At 73.7% G+C, this 20,994-nt stretch carries 21 protein-coding genes; 13 read left to right on the top strand and 8 right to left on the bottom strand.

Annotation, left to right across the window (positions count from 1 at the left end; translation table 11 throughout):
- Nucleotides 1-48 precede the first annotated feature (48 nt).
- On the top strand, nt 49-1,812 hold the full coding sequence (gene polX / locus AB0K92_RS20295; RefSeq protein WP_365924690.1) for a DNA polymerase/3'-5' exonuclease PolX: 1,764 nt from the start codon (nt 49-51) through the stop codon (nt 1,810-1,812).
- Nucleotide 1,813: 1 nt separating this feature from the next.
- The gene (locus AB0K92_RS20290; RefSeq protein WP_365924688.1) at nt 1,814-3,223 is read left to right on the top strand and encodes an RtcB family protein; all 1,410 of its coding nucleotides are present in this window, start codon (nt 1,814-1,816) and stop codon (nt 3,221-3,223) included.
- Between the two features lie 38 nt (nt 3,224-3,261).
- On the opposite strand, the gene AB0K92_RS20285 is transcribed toward AB0K92_RS20290, so the two are convergent.
- Complete coding sequence (locus AB0K92_RS20285) at nt 3,262-3,717, bottom strand: archease (protein WP_165995461.1); 456 nt, start codon at nt 3,715-3,717, stop codon at nt 3,262-3,264.
- Nucleotides 3,707-4,546 (bottom strand): class I SAM-dependent methyltransferase, encoded by an 840-nt coding sequence (locus tag AB0K92_RS20280; RefSeq protein ID WP_365924686.1) that lies wholly within the window; start codon nt 4,544-4,546, stop codon nt 3,707-3,709. Before AB0K92_RS20280 ends, AB0K92_RS20285 begins: the two co-directional genes overlap by 11 nt.
- 66 nt (nt 4,547-4,612) lie before the next feature.
- Between AB0K92_RS20280 and AB0K92_RS20275 the strand changes: the two genes are divergently transcribed.
- Nucleotides 4,613-5,227 carry a helix-turn-helix domain-containing protein gene (locus AB0K92_RS20275; RefSeq protein ID WP_365924684.1) on the top strand — a complete coding sequence of 205 codons (615 nt, stop codon included), beginning with the start codon at nt 4,613-4,615 and terminating at the stop codon, nt 5,225-5,227.
- Nucleotides 5,228-5,261: 34 nt separating this feature from the next.
- Here AB0K92_RS20275 and sph read toward each other — a convergent pair whose 3' ends face one another.
- Together sph and AB0K92_RS20265 are read right to left on the bottom strand one after the other, a co-directional pair.
- Nucleotides 5,262-6,248, bottom strand: a complete 987-nt coding sequence (gene sph / locus AB0K92_RS20270) for a sphingomyelin phosphodiesterase (RefSeq protein ID WP_365924682.1) — start codon at nt 6,246-6,248, stop codon at nt 5,262-5,264.
- Nucleotides 6,249-6,358: 110 nt separating this feature from the next.
- Complete coding sequence (locus tag AB0K92_RS20265) at nt 6,359-6,817, bottom strand: pyridoxamine 5'-phosphate oxidase family protein (RefSeq protein ID WP_365924680.1); 459 nt, start codon at nt 6,815-6,817, stop codon at nt 6,359-6,361.
- 511 nt (nt 6,818-7,328) lie between these two features.
- Here AB0K92_RS20265 and AB0K92_RS20260 point away from each other — a divergent pair.
- From AB0K92_RS20260 to AB0K92_RS20235, 6 genes are all read left to right on the top strand, one after another.
- A complete protein-coding gene (locus AB0K92_RS20260; protein WP_165995458.1) occupies nt 7,329-7,436 on the top strand; it encodes a keywimysin-related RiPP in 108 nt (35 codons plus the stop codon).
- A gap of 127 nt (nt 7,437-7,563) precedes the next feature.
- Complete coding sequence (locus AB0K92_RS20255) at nt 7,564-9,435, top strand: asparagine synthase-related protein (RefSeq protein WP_365924678.1); 1,872 nt, start codon at nt 7,564-7,566, stop codon at nt 9,433-9,435.
- Nucleotides 9,432-9,689, top strand: a complete 258-nt coding sequence (locus AB0K92_RS20250; RefSeq protein WP_365924676.1) for a lasso peptide biosynthesis PqqD family chaperone — start codon at nt 9,432-9,434, stop codon at nt 9,687-9,689. The genes AB0K92_RS20255 and AB0K92_RS20250 overlap by 4 nt, the downstream gene beginning before the upstream one ends.
- Nucleotides 9,690-10,429: 740 nt before the next feature.
- Nucleotides 10,430-10,846 carry a lasso peptide biosynthesis B2 protein gene (locus AB0K92_RS20245; RefSeq protein ID WP_165995454.1) on the top strand — a complete coding sequence of 139 codons (417 nt, stop codon included), beginning with the start codon at nt 10,430-10,432 and terminating at the stop codon, nt 10,844-10,846.
- A gap of 245 nt (nt 10,847-11,091) precedes the next feature.
- Nucleotides 11,092-11,496 (top strand): VOC family protein, encoded by a 405-nt coding sequence (locus tag AB0K92_RS20240; RefSeq protein WP_365924674.1) that lies wholly within the window; start codon nt 11,092-11,094, stop codon nt 11,494-11,496.
- A 48-nt stretch (nt 11,497-11,544) separates the two neighbouring features.
- A complete protein-coding gene (locus AB0K92_RS20235) occupies nt 11,545-12,624 on the top strand; it encodes an adenosine deaminase (RefSeq protein ID WP_365924672.1) in 1,080 nt (359 codons plus the stop codon).
- On the opposite strand, the gene AB0K92_RS20230 is transcribed toward AB0K92_RS20235, so the two are convergent.
- A complete protein-coding gene (locus tag AB0K92_RS20230) occupies nt 12,606-13,121 on the bottom strand; it encodes a DinB family protein (RefSeq protein ID WP_365924670.1) in 516 nt (171 codons plus the stop codon). The genes AB0K92_RS20235 and AB0K92_RS20230 overlap by 19 nt on opposite strands.
- A 303-nt stretch (nt 13,122-13,424) precedes the next feature.
- Nucleotides 13,425-14,309 carry a LysR substrate-binding domain-containing protein gene (locus tag AB0K92_RS20225; RefSeq protein WP_365924668.1) on the bottom strand — a complete coding sequence of 295 codons (885 nt, stop codon included), beginning with the start codon at nt 14,307-14,309 and terminating at the stop codon, nt 13,425-13,427.
- A 138-nt stretch (nt 14,310-14,447) separates the two neighbouring features.
- Between AB0K92_RS20225 and mgrA the strand changes: the two genes are divergently transcribed.
- Entirely contained in the window at nt 14,448-15,440 is a 993-nt protein-coding gene (gene mgrA, locus AB0K92_RS20220; RefSeq protein WP_365924665.1) for an L-glyceraldehyde 3-phosphate reductase, read from the top strand.
- Nucleotides 15,441-15,571: 131 nt separating this feature from the next.
- Here the strand turns inward: mgrA and AB0K92_RS20215 are convergent, their stop codons facing one another.
- Nucleotides 15,572-15,859 carry a DUF1905 domain-containing protein gene (locus AB0K92_RS20215; RefSeq protein WP_365924663.1) on the bottom strand — a complete coding sequence of 96 codons (288 nt, stop codon included), beginning with the start codon at nt 15,857-15,859 and terminating at the stop codon, nt 15,572-15,574.
- A 215-nt stretch (nt 15,860-16,074) separates the two neighbouring features.
- Between AB0K92_RS20215 and AB0K92_RS20210 the strand changes: the two genes are divergently transcribed.
- Together AB0K92_RS20210 and AB0K92_RS20205 are read left to right on the top strand one after the other, a co-directional pair.
- Entirely contained in the window at nt 16,075-16,485 is a 411-nt protein-coding gene (locus tag AB0K92_RS20210) for a hypothetical protein (RefSeq protein WP_365924661.1), read from the top strand.
- A 75-nt stretch (nt 16,486-16,560) separates the two neighbouring features.
- Complete coding sequence (locus AB0K92_RS20205; RefSeq protein ID WP_365924659.1) at nt 16,561-18,957, top strand: FHA domain-containing protein; 2,397 nt, start codon at nt 16,561-16,563, stop codon at nt 18,955-18,957.
- 4 nt (nt 18,958-18,961) lie between these two features.
- Here AB0K92_RS20205 and AB0K92_RS20200 read toward each other — a convergent pair whose 3' ends face one another.
- Nucleotides 18,962-20,242, bottom strand: a complete 1,281-nt coding sequence (locus tag AB0K92_RS20200) for a streptophobe family protein (RefSeq protein ID WP_365924657.1) — start codon at nt 20,240-20,242, stop codon at nt 18,962-18,964.
- 175 nt (nt 20,243-20,417) lie between these two features.
- Here AB0K92_RS20200 and AB0K92_RS20195 point away from each other — a divergent pair, with 175 nt between their 5' ends.
- On the top strand, nt 20,418-20,873 hold the full coding sequence (locus AB0K92_RS20195) for an ATP-binding protein (protein WP_365924655.1): 456 nt from the start codon (nt 20,418-20,420) through the stop codon (nt 20,871-20,873).
- The last annotated feature ends 121 nt before the right edge of the window (nt 20,874-20,994 follow it).

Raw genomic sequence — 20,994 nt, 5'->3', positions numbered from 1 at the left:
CTCTCCTCTCACCCGCCTTGACACCCCGTCCCTGCCTACCCTGGAAGCGTGGCTCGTTCCAACGACGAGGTCGCCGCGCTGTTCGCCGAGTACGCGGACCTGATCTCGATCACCGGAGGGGACGCGTTCAAGGCACGCGCCTACGAGAAGGCCGCCCGGGCGATCGGCGGCCACCACACCGATGTCGCCGGCCTCGACGTGAAAGGGCTCCAGGAGATCCCCGGCGTCGGCAGGTCGGTCGCCGAGAAGGTGGTCGAGTACCTCCGCGACGGCACCGTGTCCGCCGTCGAGGAACTGCGCGCGAGGATCCCGGCCGGCGTCCGGCGGCTGACCGCCATCCCCACCCTCGGTCCGAAGAAGGCCCACGCGCTCTACGAGGAACTGGGCATCGCCTCCGTCGAGGAACTTATCGACGCCATCCACGCCGAACGCCTGCGCGACCTGAAGGGCTTCGGGCCCCGCACCGAGGAGAAGATCCTCCACGGCGTCGCCCTGCTCCGGTCCGCCGGCGACCGCGTACTGATCGACGTCGCCATGGACACCGCGGAGACGATCGTCGGCGAACTGTCCGCCGTCACCGGCTGCAAGCGCTGTGCCTACGCGGGCTCCCTGCGCCGGGTCCGCGAGACCATCGGCGACATCGACGTGCTGGCCGCCGCCGAGGACTCGGGCCCCCTGATGCGGGCGTTCACCGCGCTGCCCTTCGTCACCGAGGTCATCGCCCGCGGCCGGACCAAGACGTCCGTGCGCACCGCCAAGGGCCTCTCCGTCGACCTGCGCGTCGTACCGCCGCAGTCGTGGGGAGCGGCCCTGCAGTACTTCACCGGGTCGAAGGCGCACAACATCCGCACCCGCGAACTGGCCGTGCGCCAGGGCCTGAAGCTTTCCGAGTACGGCCTGTTCGACGCCGAGAGCGGCGAGCGGATCGTCTCCGAGACCGAGGAGGACGTCTACGCCCGGCTCGGACTGCCGTGGATCCCGCCCACCCTGCGCGAGGACCGCGGCGAGATCGAGGCCGGACTGCGCGGCGAACTGCCCGAACTGGTCACCGAGGACGACATCCGCGGCGACCTGCACACCCACACCGACCTCACCGACGGGCTCGCCCCGCTGGAGGAGATGGTCGCCGCGGCCGCCGCGCGCGGCTACGCCTACTACGCGATCACCGACCACGGACCCGACATGGCCATGCAGCGCATGACGGACGAGCGGATGCTCGCCCAGCGGGAACGGGTCCGCCAACTGGACGGCGCCTACGGCCGGCACGGGAGGCGCCAGGCCACCGGCGGACAGGGCGGAATGCGCCTGCTGCACGGCGCCGAGCTGAACATCGGACCCGAGGGTGACGTCGACTGGCCCGCCGGCTTCCTCTCCGGGTTCGACCTGTGCGTGGCCTCCGTCCACTCCCACTTCACCCAGGACCGCGACGCCCTCACCCGCCGGATCGTGCGCGCCTGCGAGAACCCGTACGTCAACGTCATCGGCCACCCCACCACCCGCATCATCGGCAAGCGGCCCGGCATCGACGCCGACCTCGACGCGGTCTTCGCCGCCTGCGCCCGCACCGGCACCGCCCTGGAGATCAACGCCCACCCCGACCGGCTCGACCTGCGCGACGAGGACATCCTGCGTGCCAAGCGGCACGGCGTGAGGTTCGCCGTCGACAGCGACGCCCACGCCGTCGTCCACCTGCCCAACCTGCGCTACGGCGTGGGCACCGCCCAGCGCGGCTGGCTCACCGCGGACGACGTGATCAACACCTGGCCGCTCACCCGGCTGCGCCGCTTCCTGCGCAAGGGCCGAGGGAGATGACATGAGACTCGTCGAGGAAACCCCGTACCGCTTCCGGCTCGACCCGCACGGCGCCATGCGGGTGCCCGGCGTCGTCTTCGCCTCCCGCGACCTGCTCGCCGACGCCGAGCAGTCCCTGACCCAGGTCGCCAACGTCGCCACCCTGCCCGGCATCGTCACCGCCTCGTACGCCATGCCCGACATCCACTGGGGCTACGGCTTCCCCATCGGCGGCGTCGCCGCCACCGCCGTCGACGAGGGCGGGGTGATCTCCCCGGGCGGTGTCGGCTTCGACATCTCGTGCGGCGTACGGCTGCTCGCCGCCGACTGCGACCGCGCCACCCTCGCCCCCGCGCTCGGCGCGATCATGGACGGCCTGGACCACGCCATCCCGCGCGGCGCAGGGCCCGGCGGGGTTTGGCACCCCGGCCCCGGCGAACTGGACCGCATCCTCGAAGGCGGCGCCCGCTACGCCGTCGACCGGGGCTACGGCGAGGAACGCGACCTGGTCCGTTGCGAGGACGGCGGGGCGGTCGGTGACGCCGAGGTGCGCGAGGTCGGCGGACGGGCCCGCGAGCGCGGCCTCGGCCAGGTCGGCAGCCTCGGCTCCGCCAACCACTTCCTGGAGGTCCAGCAGGTCTCCGAGGTGTACGACGAGAGCGTCGCCGCCGCCTTCGGCATCACCACCGGACAGGTCTGCGTCATGATCCACTGCGGTTCGCGCGGCCTCGGCCACCAGATCTGCACCGACCACGTCCGGGCGATGGACCGCGCCATGGCCCGCTACCACATCACCGTGCCCGACCGGCAGCTCGCCTGCACCCCCGTGGACTCCCCGGAGGGCCGCGCCTATCTCGGCGCGATGGCCGCGGCGGCCAACTACGGGCGCGCCAACCGCCAGTTGCTGTCCCACGCCGCCCGAAGGATCTTCCGGCGCGCCGCGGGCGCCCGCCTGTCCCTGGTGTACGACGTCTCCCACAACCTCGCCAAGCTGGAGACCCACCCCGTCGACGGGCGGCCCCGCCGGCTGTGCGTGCACCGCAAGGGCGCCACCCGCGCCTTCCCGCCCGGCCACCCCGACCTGCCGGCCGACCTGCGCGAGGCCGGGCAGCCGGTGCTGATCCCCGGCACCATGGGCACCGCCTCCTACGTCCTCGCCGGAGTCACCGGCGGCGACGCCTTCGCCTCCACCTGCCACGGCGCCGGCCGCCGGATGAGCCGCCACGAGGCCGCCCGCACGGTCACCGGCCGCGAACTGCGGGCCCGCCTGGAACGCGCGGGCATCGCCGTGCGCCCCCGCTCGTGGCGCGGCCTGTCCGAGGAGACCCCCGAGGCGTACAAGGACGTCGCCGCGGTGGTGGCCGCCAGCGAGGGCGCGGGGCTGTGCCGCACGGTGGCGCGGCTGGTGCCGCTGGGAGTGGTGAAGGGCTGAGCGCATCAGGGGCATCTGCCAGGCATCCGCCCAGCCGGTCACACGTCGACCGTCACCGTGCACGACCAGCCGTACGCGTCCGGCCGGATGCGCAGCTCGTGCCAGGCGACCGCCTTCGGCACGGCCCCCGTGATCTCCACGCTGTCCAGGTCCGCCATGGTGAACCGCACGTCGAGCGCGCCCTCGGCGGACCCGGCCGCCACGTCGACGGGGACCTCGCCGCGCACCTCCAGGCGGTAGACGACCTCGTCGAGCAGGGCCGCCAGCAGTTCCTCGTCGCCCTCGTCGGGCAGCCGCGCCCGGGACACCCCGGACGGCCGCGCCCCGGTGACGTCCGCGAAGCACTCGACCAGGCCCCGTACGGCTTCGAGCAGGCAGCTGTCCCGGTCGGCGCCCCACGCCTCGATCCGTACGTCGGCCGTGTGCCCGGACGCCCGGTGCCCGCTCGTACCCCGGCGCCGCACCGCGATGTCGTCGTCCGTGTCACCGACCATGCCCCGCCGAGTTCCCCGCCCGCCCCGCCCCCACACGGCCCTCCACCAGGAGGTACGCCGCGTCGAACACCAGACTGCCGTCGCCGGCCCGGTTGTGGGCGGCGAACAGGGCGGCGAGGTCGGCGCGGGCCCGGTCCCAGCGTCCGGCGCGCTCTAGGGCCCGGCGGTGGGCGCGGATCGGACCGGGCTTGGCCTCGAAGACGGACACGGCGTGCGCCACCGACGGATACCTGACCCGCACCCGCGCCGGGCGGCAGCGCACGGTCACCGGCAGCTGCGCGAACCAGGCCTCGACGCGCTCGGGTTCGCCCCACCGGGTCGGCCCGTCCGCGGCGGCCGGGGTGTCGAGATGGCGCAGCACCGTCGGGGCGATCCGGCCCATGATCCCGTCCGGTGTCCACGAGGCGACGGCGAGCCGCCCGCCGGGCCGGGTCACCCGCACCAACTCGGCGGCGACACGCGCCGGTTCCGGGGCGAACATCACACCGAACGTGGACAGGACGACGTCGAAGGCGCCCGCCGGGAACGGCAGCCGGCGGGCGTCCCCGGCCACCCAGCCGACCGGACCCGCCGCCCGGCGCGCCCGCTGCGCCGCGATCCGCAGCAGTTCCGGCTCCAGGTCGAGCCCCACCACCCGCGCCCCGGACCGCGCCGCGGCGAGCGCGGCCGGACCGGACCCCGTGCCCACGTCCAGCACGCGCGCCGCGCCGGGCAGTCCGGCCAGGACGGCGGCCACCACGTCGTCCGCCGCGTGCGCCCAGGCATCCCCGGCGGCGGTGTAGTCACCGCCCCGCCACGCGGCCGTCCCCGGCCCGTTCACTGTAGTCATGCTCCAGTGAAACACACTGTAGTGTCACTACAGTCAAAGAGTTCGTGACCACCGGGAGTCAGGTCCATGCCGATGACCCGCGCCGAGAAGGCCCGCCGCACCCGGCAGCGGATGCTCGACGCCGCCACCCGCCTGTTCACCGAGCGCGGCTGGACGCGGACGACCGTCGAGGACGTGGCAAGGGCCGCCGAAGTCGGCGTGCAGACCGTCTACTTCACCTTCGGGACCAAGCGCGCCCTGCTGAAGGAGGTACTGGACGTCGCCGTCGCCGGTGACACCGACCCGGTCGCCACCCTCGACCGCCCCTGGGCGCGACAGGTGCTGGCGGAACCCGACCCCGCCGCCCAGCTCGCCCGCCAGGCCGCGGGTGCCCGCCACGTCCTGGAGCGCGCCGCCCCCGTCCTGGAGGTGGTGCGCGCCGCTGCCGCCGCCGAACCGGAGCTGGCCGAGCTGTGGCGGCTCAACCGCGAGCAGCGGCACACCGTCCAACTCCGGTTCGCCGAGGCCCTGGTGGCCAAGACGGCCCTGCGCGACGGCCACGACGCGGCGTCCGCCGCGGACATCGCGGTCACCGTCCTCGGCCCCGAGACGTACGACCTGCTGGTCACCGGCCGCGGCTGGACCCCGGACCGCTGGGAGCGCTGGGCCGCGGACGCGCTCGTACGGCAGCTGCTGCCCTGAGCGGGCCGCGCCCGCCCCCTCGGGCCGTACCGGCTCAGCCCGCCTGGCCGGTCACCGGATAGTGGTCGGACAGGTTGGTGTACGTGTACGAGGTGCCCCAGCTCGACACCGTCCAGGGCGCCGACGTCTCCTTCACCACGTCGTTCTTCCACACCGCCGGCCGGGCGTGACCGGCACGGTGCAGAATGTGGTCCAGGTCCTCGCGCGGGTCGTCGGGGTAGCGGTCGCGGGCGATGGAGTTCTCCTCGGTGTCGAAGGAGTACGGGTGCCCGGTGCGGGACTCGGCGCCCACCAGGCCTCCGTCGGCGAGCATCGAGGCGTACTCGGCGCCGTGCGCGTCCACGTTCAGGTCGCCGGCGACCAGGACCTGCTCGTGGGGCGGGATGTTCTTCGCGTCCAGGAAGGCGTCGATCGCCTTGAACTGGCGGCTGCGCGTCGCGGCGGCCTCGCCCGGCTCGCAGCCCGGATCGGTGGACTGGGCGTGCGTGCCGAGCACGTGCACCCTGGCCCTGTTCACGTTCAGCACGACGTACGCGAAGCCCTTGTTGGACCACCGGTCCGCCCCGCAGGCGTCCCGGTGGACGTACTGCTCCTGGCGCAGGACCGGCCACTTGCTGAGCACCGTCACCCCGCCGTCCTCGGGGGTCGTGGACGCGTAGGCGCCGCCCGTCGCGTCCCAGCCGTCCTTGCTCCGGCCCACCACCGGCGTCTGGTGCGGGTAGGCGGCCGAGGCGGCCCGCTTCAGCGCGTCCGAGGACGCGTTGTCGAAGGCCTCCTGGAGCACGACCACGTCGTTGCCCCGGAAGAAGGGCGCCTTCGCGATCTGTGCCGCCCGGTGGTCCTGGCCCCAGTTCGGGTAGAGGCTCTTGCTGAACAGGAACACGTTGTACGACAACACCCGCACCGGCGGCGGCTGCTCGGCGGCCGTGGCGGCGGGCGCCGTCCCCGAGAGTCCCGCGGTGGCGAGAGCGAGGGCGAGCAGGGCGGCGCCGGGGGTGCGGCGCGGGACGGACAGCGGCACGGGATCTCCCTGTGGGTGAAGGGGGAAGCGGGCTGTGTGGCGCCGCACATCAAACCACCGGGGATTACTCCCAGGTAACTACCGTGCCCGGAAGAGATGTCGGGCAGACGTCAGCTCACCCACCGCCCCTCCCGCATCACCTGTCGCCCCGTCATCTCGTACTCCCCGCGCATCGCCTGCACGACCAGCGGCCGCACCCGGAAGTACGCGTACGACGGCGCGTCCTCGCCCGGATTCCACCTGTACTTGGCGACGTACGCCCGCACGGTCTGCGCCGGCACCTCCTCCCGCGTGAAGACCTCCGCCTCCCCATCGATCAGCACCACGTCCCGGGTGTCGCCGAACGCCAGCCGGACCCCGCGGCCCTCGCGCAGATTGCGCCCGGTCGGATTCGTCGCCCGCGTCGCCAGCCACACCGCCTCCCCGTCCCACAGGAACCACAGCGCGACCAGCCACGGCTTCCCGCCGCCGTCCGCGGTCGCCACCCAGACGTCCTCCTCCCGCTCCAGCCGGGCCAGGACGTCCTGCTTGCGCTGGGCGGGGGTGCGCGGGGGTCCGGTGATCTTCATGGGGCGACGGTACGGCCCGCGCGGCCGGCGCGCCTCGGTACGGAGACGGAGGGCCGCCCGGCCGTGAGTCCTAGGCCGGACGTGAGCCGCTGCCGCGCCGCAAGGGTGGGTTCTCGGTCAGCGGGGCGACGATTCGCCTGCCGCGCGCGCCGAGCGGAATGCCCACTACCGCATCATCCGACGTCACAGGGGATTCGCTCCCGGGGTGAGGGCCGCCGGCCTGGTCCGGTGCGTGGCCGGAACCGGCTTCCGCCGGTCGGCGAGGGGCGTCGCTAGTACCCCGGTCGGTGGCAAGTATGACGGGGCGCCGCGATCGTGTGACGTGAGGGAAGAACTGAGGCGATTGTGACTGGTGTGAGTGGAGCGCTGATGGCTCGTGGTGCCTGTTGTGGCGAGGGAAACCGCCCGCCTAGCTTTGTGCAGCGTCGGCGCCCCGCCCCACCGCGGGCCGCCGGCTCACATGCCAGGCGCGGCGCCAAGCCGCACATCCGTCAACGAAGGGATCATGACCATGGCTTACGAGCGTCCCACCCTCACCAAGGTCGGCGACTTCCAGAAGGTCACGGGCCTGGCCGGGCAGGGGAGCCCCGACCTGCTGGGCGGCCACAGCCTGCTCTGATCTTCCTCACCAGCTCTCTGATTGACATGTACACGTAAATCAGAGGGGGGTCAAGAACGTGGGCGGCGCCTTTCGGTGCCGCCCACGCTCCTGCCGCCGGACCCTCATCGACCGAAAGGACCCGCCCATGGTGACCGGCCTGTCGTTTCCCACCGGGGCCGGCTGGTTCCTGGTCCTCCCCGACACGGACGCCGTCGCGGCCCTCGCCGCCCGAGCCAGATCCGACGGGGTGCGGGAACTGCCGCACGCGTCCGGCCGCCCCTGGCTGATGGGCCGCTGGCCGGCCCACGCCCTCACCACGGCGCAGTGCGGGACCGTCCAGCTCGCCGTGCTCGGGCAGCACGCGGTGACGGAGGAGGAGGCGGCGCGCGCCGCCCGCGCCGGATCGCCCGAGGCCGCCGAGGACCGCGCGCGGACCTGGCCCGGCAGCCACCACCTGATCGCCAGCTGGGGCGGCAGCACCCTGGTGCGCGGCACCGTCACCGGAGTGCGCAGCGTCTTCGCCGCCAGGGCGCCCCGCGCCGGCGGAGCACACCTCGTCTCCGACCGCGCGGACATCCTGGCCGGCCTGACGGACGCGGACCTCGACGAACGCCGCCTGGCCGTGCAACTGCTCAGCCCGGGCATCCTGCACCCGCTGACCATCCAGACGGTCTGGCGCGGCGTCGACGTCGTACCCGGCGACCGGCGCGTCCTGCTCGACCGCGACGGGCGGCTGCGCACCAGCCGGTGCTGGACCCCGCCGCCGGCCGAGCTGCCGCTCGCCGAGGGCGCCCGGCTGGTCCGCGACCGGCTCGCCGACGCGGTCGCCGTACGGATCGCCGGCCGCGAACTCGTCAGCGCCGACCTCGGCGGCGTCGACTCCACCGCGGTCGTCGCCACCGCCGCCCGCGCGGGCGCGAAGACCGTCGCGTACACCGCCGCCGTCCACGACGTCCTCGGCGACGACGTGAGCTACGCGCGGCGCACGGTGGCCGAACTGGACACGGTCGAGCACCACGTCGTGCCCGCCACCGAGGTGCCCCTGACCTTCGACCGCGTGGACGCGCTGGACGACGAGCTCGACACCCCGTCGCCGTACGCCGTCAACCGGCACCGCCGCATGCTCATCGTCGAACGGGCCGCCGAGCGCGGCTCCCCGCTGCACCTGAGCGGCATGGGCGGCGACGAACTGTTCAGCGGCGCCTCCGCCCACGTCCACGGACTCCTGCCCCGCCATCCCCGCACGGCCTGGCGGCTCGCCCGCGGCTTCACCTCCCGGCACCGCTGGTCCCGCCGGACGGCCCTGGCCCAGCTGCTCGACCGCCGCTCGTACGGCTCCTGGCTGGAGCTGATCGCGCGGGACCTCACCCGCCCGCAGCCCGACCTCTCCGTGCCGCTCTTCGACTGGGGCATCCCGCCCCGGCTGCCCCCGTGGGCCACCGGGCGGGCCGTCGAGGCCGTGCGGGACCTTCTCCGCGAACAGGCCGCACACGCCGAGCCGCTCAGCGGCGGCCACGGGGGACACCGGGAACTCGTCACCCTGCGCGCGCTGGCCCGGTTCGCCCGGCACGTCCAGCAGATGTCCGAACCGCTCGGCGTCACCTTCGCCGCGCCCTACTACGACGACCTGCTCGTCGAGGCGGCCCTCGCCGTCCGCCCCCAGGACCGGGTGACGCCCTGGCGGTACAAACCGCTGATCGAGGAAGCCATGCGCGGCATCGTGCCCGAGGCCGCCCGCCGCCGGACCACCAAGGCGCACGCCGCGTTCGAGGAGGAGACGGGGCTGCGCCGCCACCGGGCCTCGCTGCTCGCCCTCTGGGAGGACTCCAGGCTGCGCGAGCTGGGCCTCGTCGACGTGGCCGCCCTGCGCGACTGGTGCCTGCGGCCGCTCGCCGCCGATCTGGAGAGCGCGCTGCTGCATCCGACCGTCGGCTGCGAGGTGTGGCTGCGCGCACGCGAACGAAACCGCGGCCCGGTGGGGCCGACGGCAACCGACACGGGAGGTATCACGGCATGACGATGACGCTGCGCCCCGGAGTGGTGACGGCCGACACCGAGTACGGCATGGCCCTGCTGGACCAGAACAGCGGCGAGTACTACACCCTCAATCCCACCGCCGCGCTCATCGTGCGCACCCTGCTCGACGGCACGACCACGGAAGCGGCGGTCGCCACCCTCACCAGCACGTACGACGTGAGCGCCGAGCAGGTCGAGGAGGACATCGCCCGCATCTGCCAGGAACTGCGCGCCGCCAAACTCCTCACCAACTGACCGGCACGGGCATCGGCCTCGACGCCGGCACTGGCAGCGGTGGGGGTGGCGGTGGCGGTGTGGCGGTGCGGTGGCGGTGGCGGTCCGGCACAGGCAGGGTGGCGGTCCCGGCGGCGGCGCCGGTGGCGGGCCGGCTTCGGCACGGCGGTGGTCTTGGCGGCGGCCCGGCGCCGATACGGCGGTTGTTCCGCCACCGGCACGGGCGCCGGTGGCGGCACCGGTTCAGGCACCTGCCGTTGACCGGTTCGCGGTGGGAGGTCCGCTCACGGAACCCGCTGTGGTGCGGCTCGTGGCACCTCCTGTGATGTCGTTCGCGGGGTCTGCCGTGGTCCGCCCGGGCGGATGGCGCCGTGGGTGCCGTGCGCGGTTCCGGCCACCGCCTCGCCGCCGCAGTCCGGCGCCGGGCACCCGCCGCGGTCCGCTCGCGGCTCCGCCGGGTCCGGCCCCCGGCGCCCGCGCGGGTCCGTTTTACGGCACCCGTCTCGGCCCCGCCCCCGGCACCCGCGGTCATCCCTCCGCTGGGCCCGCGGCCCCGCCAAAACCCAGCTCCCAGCACCGCCGCAGTCCCCCTCCCGCCCCAGCTCCGCTCCCCGCCCCGCCACTCGCCGCACCCCCGCCCTGGAGGAACCCCACTCCGGGCAGGCGCGGGCGGGCCTCCGACTCGCCCCGGAGGAAAGCCGGGGCTCCCCGACCGTCACCGCGGCAGGACAAGCCGTTCCGTCTCCGGAGGAGAAGCAGCAGTGTCCACCTCGCAAGTAGTCCCGCACGACCCCCGGTCGGTGCCCCTCGGCCGGCGGACCGTGACCCGGCTGGTCGTCATCGTCGCCCATCTGCTGGCCCGGCAGCCCCCGGCCCGCATCCGCGCGGTGCTGCTCCGGCTGCGCAGGGGCGCCCGGCCGGCCACCCTCGCCGAGGCCGCCCGGGCCCGCGAGACCGTCCTCGCCGTCAGCCTGTCCGCCGGCGGACAGCGCGGCTGCCTGCCCCGCTCGCTGGCCACCGTGCTGCTGTGCCGTCTGCGCGGTCACTGGCCGACCTGGTGCGTCGGTGTCCGTACCCATCCGCCGTTCGCGGCGCACGCGTGGGTGGAGGCGGAGGGCGTCCTGGTCGGTGAGGGCGCACCGGCCGACTACTTCCAGCGGTTCTTCACCGTGGAGTGACCTCCGAGGGTCTTCCGCCCCGGCCCCGGCGGGCAGGCCGTCCGCCCGTCCGGGGCGGCTCCGCATGACCGGGCGGCCCCGCGGCACCGGCCGGGGTCGGGCCGGGCCGGACCGGGCGTGAGACGCCTGTGCGCGGCAACGGGAACCATGACTGGCATCCGCGAAGTTTTACGTATAACCTCTCCCGTCAATCCCTCCCTGGATGCCGCCGGATCCCGCCCGCCCCGAAAGGTCCCGATGACCCGATGAGTCGCATCGCCCTGGTCACCCTCGTCGTCGACGACTACGACGAGGCGATCCGCTTCTACACCGCGGCCCTGGGATTCCGGCTCGTCGAGGACGCGCCACGGCCGGACGGCTCGCGTTGGGTGGTCGTCGAGCCCCCGGCCGGGGACGCCGGCACCAGACTGCTGCTGGCCCGCGCGAAGGGCGACGCCCAGCGCGACCGGATCGGCGACCAGACCGGCGGCCGGGTGGGCTTCTTCCTGCACACCGACGACTTCGCCCGCGACCACGCCCGCATGCGCGCCGCGGGGGTGACCTTCCTCGAGGAGCCCCGGCACGAGCCGTACGGCACGGTCGCCGTCTTCCAGGACCTGTACGGCAACCGCTGGGACCTGCTCGAGCCCGCCGTGCCCGCCGCCTCCTGACCCACTTCGCACATCCGCACACCGAACCGCCGAGGAACGCACCGCACCATGTCATCTACGCGCATAGGCACCGACCTCGTCCGCAGCCTCCCCAAGGCCGTCCTGCACGACCACCTCGACGGCGGCCTGCGCCCCGCCACCGTCGTGGAGCTGGCCCGGGAGGTCGGCCACACCCTGCCCACCACCGACCCGGACGAGCTGGCCGCCTGGTACTACGAGGCCGCCAACTCCGGTGACCTGGTCCGCTACATCGCCACCTTCGAGCACACCCTCGCCGTCATGCAGACCCGCGAGGGCCTGCTGCGCACCGCCGAGGAGTACGTCCTCGACCTCGCCGCCGACGGCGTCGTCTACGCCGAGGTGCGCTACGCGCCCGAGCTGAACACCAACGGCGGGCTGACGATGCGCGAGGTCGTCGAGACCGTGCAGGAGGGTCTGGCGGCGGGCATGGCCAAGGCCGCCGCGGCCGGGACCCCGGTCCGCGTGGGCACCCTGCTGTGCGGCATGCGGATGTTCGACCGCGTCCAGGAGGCCGCCGAGCTGGCCGTCGCCTACCGGGACGCCGGCGTCGTCGGCTTCGACATCGCCGGCGCCGAGGACGGCTTCCCGCCCGCCGACCACCTCGCCGCCTTCGAGCTGCTGCGCCGCGAGAGCGTGCCCTTCACCATCCACGCCGGCGAGGCCCACGGCCTGCCCAGCATCCACCAGGCCCTCCAGGTCTGCGGCGCCCAGCGCATCGGCCACGGCGTCCGCATCACCGAGGACATCCCCGACCTCGCGGCGGGCAAGCTCGGCCGCCTCGCGAGCTGGGTGCGCGACCGCCGGATCGCGCTGGAGATGTGCCCCACCTCCAACCTCCAGACCGGCTGCGCCACCTCGATCGCCGAGCACCCGATCACCGCGCTGAAGGACCTCGGCTTCCGGGTCACCCTCAACACCGACAACCGCCTGGTGTCCGGCACGACGATGACCCGCGAGATGTCCCTGCTGGTCGAGCAGGCCGGCTGGACCGTCGAGGACCTGCGCACGGTCACGGTGAACGCGGTCAAGAGCGCGTTCATCCCGTTCGACGAGCGCAAGGCCCTCATCGAGGACGTCGTGCTGCCGGGCTACGCCGCCGCGCTCTGAAGCAGCCCGCGCACGTACGCGGCCTGTCCGACGTGCTGAAGGTCGTCGGACAGGACGCTGACCAGCCGTACGCCGAGGCTGACCGGCGGATCCCAGTTCTCGTCCACGACGCGTTCGAGATCCCTGGCGGTCAGCCCGCGCACGAACCCCAGCGTCTGCTCGTGCACGGCGTCGTAGTACCCGGTCAGCAGGTCGGGGGAGTCGACCCGCACCTTGGCGACCTTGGCCGGGCTGTGCCCGTACCCGGTGTCGCCCAGCGGCAGCTTCAGCCCGAACCGCTTCGCCCAGTCCTGCGCCAGCCACACCTGGTCGAGCCCGGAGGCGTCGGCGACGTGGTCGTCCTGGACCCGGGTGAGATGCCAGATCAGCCAGGCGATGGAGTTGGCGCCGCCGGCCGGCCGGGCGTTCAGCTCCTCGGGCCCGAGACCGTCCACGGCGGCATGGACTTCTTCCTGGATACGGCCGTAGCCGTCGATGAGGACGTCCTTCGCATGCATACGTCCACCATGACCCGGACGCGCCCCGCGCGCCCCCGATTCCGTCAGCCGGTCCACCACGAAGGCGCCGCGGGCGGAAGCGCGCCCCGCGGGTGGAGGCGGGCCGCAAGCCGCTGCGCCCCGCGGGGCGATGCGGGCCGCAGGCGGAAGCGGGCCGCGGGCCGATGCGCGGATGTGGGCCGCCGACGGGTGCGCCCCGCGGCCGATGCGCCCCGCGGCCGATGCGCGCCGCAGGCGGCTGCGCACCGCCGGACGCCTCCTCGCCCGCCGTCAGCCGCCGTCAGCCGACCGTCGGCGTACCGCTCACGCGCTCCCCGTCTCCAGCAGCGCCATCAGCGCTCGCGCGGCCGGGCTGGTCGCCTCGGGCGGGGGCAGCACGGCCACCGTCTCGTAACCGGCCTCGCCGGTGCCCTTCAGGGGGAGAGCGGTCAGGGACGGGCGCTTGTGGTGGAAGTGGTGGGGGACGACGGCGATGCCCAGGTTCTCGTCCAGCAGGTCGAGGAGGCTGTGCACGTCGTTCACCTCCAGCGCCACCGTCCGGCGTACGCCCGCGGCGGCGAACGCCGCGTCGGTGGTGCGGCGCGGCCCCCAGTCGGGGTGGAAGTCGACGAACACCTCACCGCCGATGTCCTGCGGAGTGACGGCCGCGCCGGCCGCCGCCAGCGGGTGGTCCGCGTGGCACAGGACGGTCATCGGCTCGCTGGTCAGCGCCACGGCCCGCAGGTGCTCGGCGTCCGTGTCGGTGCGCACCACGAACGCCAGGTCAAGCCGCCCCGCGGCCACCTCCTCGGCCAGCGCGCCCGAGCCGGCCTGCCGCAGCCGGATCTCCACGTCCGGATGGCGCCGCCGGAACGCGGCGAGCAGCCCTGCCACCGGCACCCCGGCGATGCACTGCTCGGTGCCCAGCGCGAGCGTGCCGCGCAGCACGCCCTGCACGGCGGCCACCGCCTCGTGCGCCGCCCGCACCCGGTCCAGCACCCGCTCCGCCTCCACCAGCAGCGCCCGGCCCGCTTCGGTCAGCGTCACCCGGCGGGTGGTCCGCACGAACAGCGGGGTCTGCAACTCCCGCTCCAGCGCGCGGATCGACGCCGAGAGCCCCGACTGGGAGACCATGAGCCGTTCGGCCGCCCGGGTGAAGTGCTGGTCCTCGGCGACCGCGAGGAAGTGCCTGAGCTGGCGCAGTTCCATGACCGAGAAGCGTAGTCGCTGAATCCCATCGGATTCTTCTGTTGGACCACTGGCCGCAGGTCACGCCAGAGTAGGGGACGGTTCGGACGGCTCCGGCCCCGGAGCCGTCTTCCGTGTGCCAACCCCTCTGGAGTCGCGTTGTACACCGCACACCCCGACCGCTACGCCACCATGCCCTACCGGCGCACCGGACGCAGCGGCCTCAAGCTCCCGGCGCTGTCGCTCGGCCTGTGGCACAACTTCGGCCCCGACCGCCCGGTCGAGACCCAGCGCGCCATCCTGCGCCGCGCCTTCGACCTCGGCGTCACCCACTTCGACCTCGCCAACAACTACGGCCCGCCGCCCGGCGCCGCCGAGTCCGCGTTCGGCGAGGCGCTGCGGGCCGACTTCGCGCCGTACCGCGACGAGCTGGTCATCTCCACCAAGGCGGGCTACCTGATGTGGCCCGGCCCGTACGGCGAGTGGGGCTCGCGCAAGTACCTGCTGTCCTCGCTCGACCAGAGCCTGAAGCGGATGGGCCTGGACTACGTCGACATCTTCTACTCGCACCGCCCCGACCCGGAGACTCCGCTGGAGGAGACGATGGGCGCCCTGCACTCCGCCGTGCAGCAGGGCAAGGCGCTGTACGTCGGCGTCTCGAACTACTCCGCGGAGCAGACCCGCGAGGCCGCCCGCATCCTCGGTGAGCTGGGCACCCCGCTGCTGATCCACCAGCCGCGCTACTCGATGCTGGACCGCCGCCCCGAGGAGGAGGGCCTGCTCGACGCGCTGGACGAGCTGGCCGTCGGCTCCATCGCCTACTCCCCGCTGGAGCAGGGCGTGCTCACCGCCCGCTACCTCGACGGCATCCCGGAGGACTCGCGGGCCGCGAGCGACAGCCCGTTCCTGAACTCCGACGCGCTGACCGAGGAGCTGGTCGGCAAGTTGCGCGCGCTCGACGAGATCGCCAAGTCCCGCGGCCAGTCGCTGGCGCAGATGGCGCTCTCCTGGGTGCTGCGCGGCGGCCGGGTGACCTCCGCGCTGGTCGGCGCGAGCAGCGCGCGGCAGCTGGAGGACAGCGTCGCCGCGGCGGAGAACCTGGACTTCGACGCGGACGAACTGGCCCGCATCGACGCGGTAGTCACGGCCTGACCGACGCGGTCGTCCCGGCCTGACCGAGCCGCTCGTCCCGCCCTTGTCGACGCGGTCCTCACAGCCCAGGACGATTCACCGGATGCCCGGAGACGGTCACGTCACCCTCTCCGGGCATCCCGGTTTCGCGATCAGGAACTCAGCCGCTCCTCGATGCGCACGGTCACCGTGTCGCCCTCCTCTTTTCCGATCACCCGGCGGATCTCCGCCTTGACCGGCAATTTGTGCGTGCCGTCGCCCAGCGCCATGAAAGAGCTGCGGAAGGGGTGTCCGTCGATCGTCCCGCGGATCTTGACCAATCCCCGGGTGCCGAAATAGGCGACCGATTCCGGCCAGACGACATAGGTCCAGCCGCCCTGCTCCGGGCTCTTGGTCAACACCGCGGTGAATTCCACGTCCGCTTTTCCCGTCGTATTCATACGAGGGAGACTCCGGTCCGCCCGAAAACTCATCGCAGGCCGTCACGATCCGGCCAATCGAGCCGCCGGGAATATGCCAGGAGACTGGCCGGAAAGCCATGGTGACAGTGGTTCAACAGTGAAGATACTCGACCCCAGGGGCAGTTCACCGCACAGGAGCCGCACGGAAAGCGCGACACCACCGGCCGGCGAGCGACGCGACGGGGGAGGAGAACGTGCACGACGAATTCCTGTGCCATGTCACCGCCTACGGGACCTGCGGCGGGCAGCGCATCGGAGTGCCGCTGGGCACGTACCGGGCCCCCACCCTGGCCCTCGCCCTGTGGTGGCTGCGCGACCGCGCCACCTGGATCGCCGAACGGCTCGACCCCCACCCCGGCGACGCCCCCTACCCGCCGAACGCCCTGGTCCCCGTCGGCGACACGGTGACCGACGTGCCCGCCGTACTGCGCTCCTGGTGTGCCGACGCGGACCGGCAGGAGCTGGTCGCCGACGAGCTGGCGGCCGGACGGCTGGTGCGGATCGCCGTCAGCGACGACACCACGGAGTACGAGCTGCTGGCCGAGTCCGTCGACGCCCTGCGCATGCAGCGGACCATCCCGGCGCTGGTCATGCCCGTGGCCTGACCGACGTTCCTGACCGCACCTTCCTGACCTGCGACGATCAGGCACGCAGGGGGACGGATCGGTAGAATCCGGGGCATGGCGGAGCGGCCGGCCGCGTCCACGGCACCCGAACTCGTCCTGGAGACCGAGACGGGGATCACCGTGATGACCCCGGCCCACGACTACCGCGTCGGCCGCGACCCCCTCAGCGACATCGCCTTCGACGACGACCGCGTCTCCTGGCACCACGCGGTGCTCCGTCCCGAGGACGACCACTGGACGCTCCACGACCAGCACAGCACCAACGGCACCTACGCCGACGGCCGGCGCGTCCACCAGTGGGGCGTCGGCCCCGGCACCGTCATCCGCCTCGGCAGCCCCACCGACGGCCCCCGCATCGTGCTCAGCACAGTCACCGGCCCGGCCGCCCAACGCCCCGCCGGGGTCTCCCGGCCCGCCCTCACCCACACCTTCCGCCACCCGGCCGGCGTGCGTCCGCTGACCACCCGCACGGTCCGCATCGGCCGCGCCGCCGACAACGACCTGGTCGTCGACGACCTGATCGTCTCCCGGCACCACGCCGAGCTGCGGGCCCGCACCGACGGCGGCTACGAGATCGCCGACCTCGGCAGCCACAACGGCACGTACCTCAACGGCACCCGCGTCACCAGCGCCGCGGTCCACCCCGGCGACATCGTGGGCATCGGCCACTCCGACTTCTGCCTCGTCGGCGACCAGCTCCAGGAGTACGTCGACACCGGCGTGGTCTCCCTCGACGTACAGGACCTCACCGTCTCCGTCGACCGGGGCCGCAGACAGCTGCTGGACCACGTCTCCTTCCCGGTGGGGGAGAGGTGCCTGCTCGCCGTCGTCGGACCGAGCGGCGCCGGCAAGTCCACCCTGATGAACGCGCTCACCGGCCGGCGCCCCGCCGACCACGGCACCGTCCTCTACGACGGCCGCGACCTGTACCACGACTACGCCGAACTGCGGCAGCGCATCGGAGTCGTCCCGCAGGACGACATCCTCCACACCCAGCTCACCGTCCGCGCCGCCCTCTCCTACGCCGCCGCACTGCGCTTCCCGCAGGACACCGCCAAGGCCGAGCGCCAGGCCCGCGTCGAGGAGGTGATCCGCGAGCTGGGCCTGGAGGCCGGCGCCGGCCGGCGCGTGCACACCCTGTCCGGCGGCCAGCGCAAACGGGTCAGCGTGGCACTGGAGCTGCTCACCAAGCCCTCCCTGCTCTTCCTCGACGAACCGACCTCCGGCCTCGACCCCGGCATGGAACGCTCGGTGATGCACATGCTGCGCCGCCTCGCCGACGGCGGCCACACCGTCATCGTCGTCACCCACAGCGTGCTCAGCCTCGACGTCTGTGACCGGCTCCTCTTCCTCGCCCCCGGCGGCAAGGTCGCCTACTACGGCCCGCCCGGCGACGCCCTCGCCTTCCTCGGCTTCACGCACTGGCCGGAAGCCTTCGAGGCCTTCGACCGCGGCCGGGACCGGGACTGGGCGGCGGAGTACCGCGACTCGCCCTTCCACCGGCGCTACGTCGCCGACGCCGGCGTCCAGCCCCGGCTGCCCCGCGCGGGCCCGGTGATCATCGGCCTGCCGCCCAGACCCCGCCGGGCGGGCGCCCAGCTGCGCACCCTGACCCGCCGCTACTGCGCCGTCCTCGCCGCCGACCGTGTGTTCCTCGCCGTCATGATCGCGCTGCCGTTCGTGATGGGCGCCATGGCGCGCGCCCTCGCGGGCGACGAGCTGACCGGCAGGAACGCCCTGAACGTGCTGCTGATCCTGTGCGTCGGCGCCGTCCTCACCGGCGCCGCCAACGCGGTCCGCGAACTCGTCAAGGAGCGGGTGATCTACGAGCGGGAACGCGCCGTGGGCCTGTCCAGACGGGCGTATCTGCTGTCCAAGGTGGTGGTGCTCGGAACGGTCACCGTGGTCCAGGCCGTGCTGCTCACCCTGGTCGCGCTGCTCGGCGTCGACCTCCACGCCCCCGGCGGCGACGGCGTGCTGACCCGGCCGCTCGCCGAGATCACCGTCGCCGTCGCCCTCCTCGCCTTCACCGCGATGATGCTCGGCCTCGCCGTCTCCGCACTGGTCCGCAAGGAAGAGGTGACGATGCCGCTGCTGGTCCTGCTCGCCCTCGTCCAGGTCGTCTTCTGCGGCGCCCTGCTCAAGCTGGACGGCGTGCCCGTACTGGAGCAGGCGGCCTGGCTCGTGCCCTCCCGCTGGGCGTTCGGCGCGATGGCCGCCACCCTCGGCCTCGCCCGGCTCTCGCCCGGCGACCTCACCGGCGATCCCCTGTTCGCCCACTCCACCCCCGTCTGGCTCCTCGCCGTCACCATGCTGATCGCCCTCTCCGCATCCCTCGGCGCCCTCGTCTCCCGACTGCTGCGCCGCCGGGAACCGCCGGCCCTGCGCAAGCGGGCACGGCAGCCGGCGCGCGCAGCGCGGGTCCGCGGCGGGGGAGGGGCGGCGCGGTGACGGGCTAGCGCGCGTCGCGCGCCCTGTGCGAGCTGTCCGGCCGGGGCAGGCGGCGGGCGATCAGGCCGCCGAGGAAACCCGTCACCAGCCCCCACAGCACGGCGAGGCCCAGCGCGCTCCACCAGCGGGGCCGCAGGAACAGGTGCTGGGAGAGGTCGCCGCCCAGGTCACCGATGCCCAGCACGGACAGTCCGAAGGCCGCCGAGACCCGGCCGAGCAGGCAGATCACCAGAACCGTGAGCAGGAGCGCGACCGCCATGTGGACGGCGTGCCGCCACAGCGGGACCCCGGCCGGTGAGCGGACCGCCATCAGACACGCGGCCGCCGACAGCAGCGCCGCGGCGATCGGCAGCAGCCACCACACCCGGCCGTCCTGCTCGGCGAGCGTGCCCAGGTCGACCGCGCTCATCTCGCCCGACCGCATCACCCGGTCCAGCACGTTCGGCATCGGCAGCGCGAACGGCCCCTCCACCCGGCCGTCCCAGGTGGCCCCGAGCCCGACCGTCAACGCCGGCCACGCCAGGTTCGGCAACCCCAGCAGGACGACCGCCAGCGTCTCCACGGGATGCCCGCGCGTCACCGCCACCACCACACCGATGACGACCCCGAGCACGGCGCAGGCCAGCAGCAGCGCCACCATCGCGTACGCCGCCGGGCCCGCCGCCTCCCGGAACCGCGACAGCCGCCCCGGCAGCGGCACCCCGCGCGCGACGAGCAGCGCCACCACGAGCACCCCGGCCAGCCACAGCACGCCGAAGACGACGGTCGGCGGCACCTCCGTGGTGAACCCCACCTCAGGTTCGATCCCGAACAGCTCGCCGAGGTCGCTGATCAGCCCCTCACCGAGGGAGAGGCGGAAGGTGTGCCGGGCGGCGAGGGCCAGCCCGGTCAGGGCGAGCAGCCACAGCCCACCGATCCGCGCGGCCCAGCCGGCCAGCTCCCCGGTCCCCGTGACCGCCCTGTGCCGCAGCGGCCGCAGGAAACCGGCGGCGAAGACCAGCGCGCCGACCAGCGTCACCGACAGCGGGATCACCGTGAGACCCCCTTCGGCCCCCGCCAGCGATCCGGCGCTCCCCGACAGCTCGACGCCGCCGCCGACGGCGGCGACCACGGTCGCCGCGACCACCTTCGGGTAGGCGCCGTCCGGAATCCCGGTCGCGCCGGCCGCCCACAGCCCCAGCGCGGCGACGACGCCCATGGCGAGCACCCCGGCCAGCGTCACGGCCAGGGCCTGCACCCAACCGGGGCGGGCGCCGGCCTGGCCGGCGGAGTCTCGCGGGCTCACACGCCCACGCTAGACAGCACCGGCCGGCCGCGCCCGCCGGGAGGTCCGTACGCGTCCCGGGCGCGCCCGGCGGCACCGGTGCGACGCCCACAGCACCCTGGAGTGCTCCGCCGGGCTCGGGGTACGAGGACTGGTGCAGCAGTATCCGGCCACGCCGGCTTGGGAGAGAGAACGCATGATCGAGCACCGGGACGCGACGGTCGCACCCTCCGCTTTCGACGTACCCGTGGAACCGCTCCGGCGGGCGGCGCACTACACGGGCGAGCCCGGGTGCATAGCCGAGGCGCGTGCCTTCGCCGCGCAGTTCCTGAACCAGCTCGCCACCGAGTGGTGCGCCGACATCACCGCCCGCACCCAGGAGGCGGTGCTCCTGGTGGTCAGCGAACTGGTCACCAACGCCGACCGGCACAGCGACGGCCCGTACATCCTGGACCTGGAGGGCACGGACGCCGCGGTCACGGTCTCCGTCTACGACAGCAGCGACGCCCTGCCCCGGCGCTTTCCCCGGGACCCCGAGCGCGTCGGCCGGCACGGCCTGGAGATCGTCCACGCGCTCGCGTCGCGCGTCGCGGTCGAACGGGTCCCGGTCGGCAAGCGCGTCTGGGCCGAGGTGGAACTCGGAGACGGGTGACGACGCGGGCGCGCAGTGCGGCGCACGTACAAGGTGTCGTCGTGTACGCGGTGTCGTGTACGCGGACCTGAGGCAGCAGAATCCGCGGAGCGGGGCCCCCGGAGCGCACGGACCGACGGGA

Origin of the sequence: Streptomyces sp. NPDC052687 (genome assembly GCF_040678395.1) — a bacterium.
Lineage (GTDB): Bacteria > Actinomycetota > Actinomycetes > Streptomycetales > Streptomycetaceae > Streptomyces.
The sequence above is the reverse complement of the archived record's forward strand: the minus strand, read 5'-3'. Positions and strand labels throughout refer to the sequence as shown.

Bases quoted from the DNA above. Each gene is read 5' to 3' on its own strand.
- AB0K92_RS20280 (WP_365924686.1), bottom strand. From the start codon at position 4,546: ATGACTACAGTGAACGGGCCGGGGACGGCCGCGTGGCGGGGCGGTGAC.
- AB0K92_RS20285 (WP_165995461.1), bottom strand. From the start codon at position 3,717: ATGGTCGGTGACACGGACGACGACATCGCGGTGCGGCGCCGGGGTACG.
- AB0K92_RS20215 (WP_365924663.1), bottom strand. From the start codon at position 15,859: ATGAATACGACGGGAAAAGCGGACGTGGAATTCACCGCGGTGTTGACC.
- AB0K92_RS20235 (WP_365924672.1), top strand. From the start codon at position 11,545: ATGTCATCTACGCGCATAGGCACCGACCTCGTCCGCAGCCTCCCCAAG.
- AB0K92_RS20265 (WP_365924680.1), bottom strand. From the start codon at position 6,817: ATGAAGATCACCGGACCCCCGCGCACCCCCGCCCAGCGCAAGCAGGAC.
- AB0K92_RS20230 (WP_365924670.1), bottom strand. From the start codon at position 13,121: ATGCATGCGAAGGACGTCCTCATCGACGGCTACGGCCGTATCCAGGAA.
- AB0K92_RS20260 (WP_165995458.1), top strand. From the start codon at position 7,329: ATGGCTTACGAGCGTCCCACCCTCACCAAGGTCGGCGACTTCCAGAAG.
- AB0K92_RS20205 (WP_365924659.1), top strand. From the start codon at position 16,561: ATGGCGGAGCGGCCGGCCGCGTCCACGGCACCCGAACTCGTCCTGGAG.
- AB0K92_RS20250 (WP_365924676.1), top strand. From the start codon at position 9,432: ATGACGATGACGCTGCGCCCCGGAGTGGTGACGGCCGACACCGAGTAC.
- AB0K92_RS20255 (WP_365924678.1), top strand. From the start codon at position 7,564: ATGGTGACCGGCCTGTCGTTTCCCACCGGGGCCGGCTGGTTCCTGGTC.
- AB0K92_RS20240 (WP_365924674.1), top strand. From the start codon at position 11,092: ATGAGTCGCATCGCCCTGGTCACCCTCGTCGTCGACGACTACGACGAG.
- AB0K92_RS20275 (WP_365924684.1), top strand. From the start codon at position 4,613: ATGCCGATGACCCGCGCCGAGAAGGCCCGCCGCACCCGGCAGCGGATG.
- AB0K92_RS20290 (WP_365924688.1), top strand. From the start codon at position 1,814: ATGAGACTCGTCGAGGAAACCCCGTACCGCTTCCGGCTCGACCCGCAC.
- AB0K92_RS20225 (WP_365924668.1), bottom strand. From the start codon at position 14,309: ATGGAACTGCGCCAGCTCAGGCACTTCCTCGCGGTCGCCGAGGACCAG.
- AB0K92_RS20195 (WP_365924655.1), top strand. From the start codon at position 20,418: ATGATCGAGCACCGGGACGCGACGGTCGCACCCTCCGCTTTCGACGTA.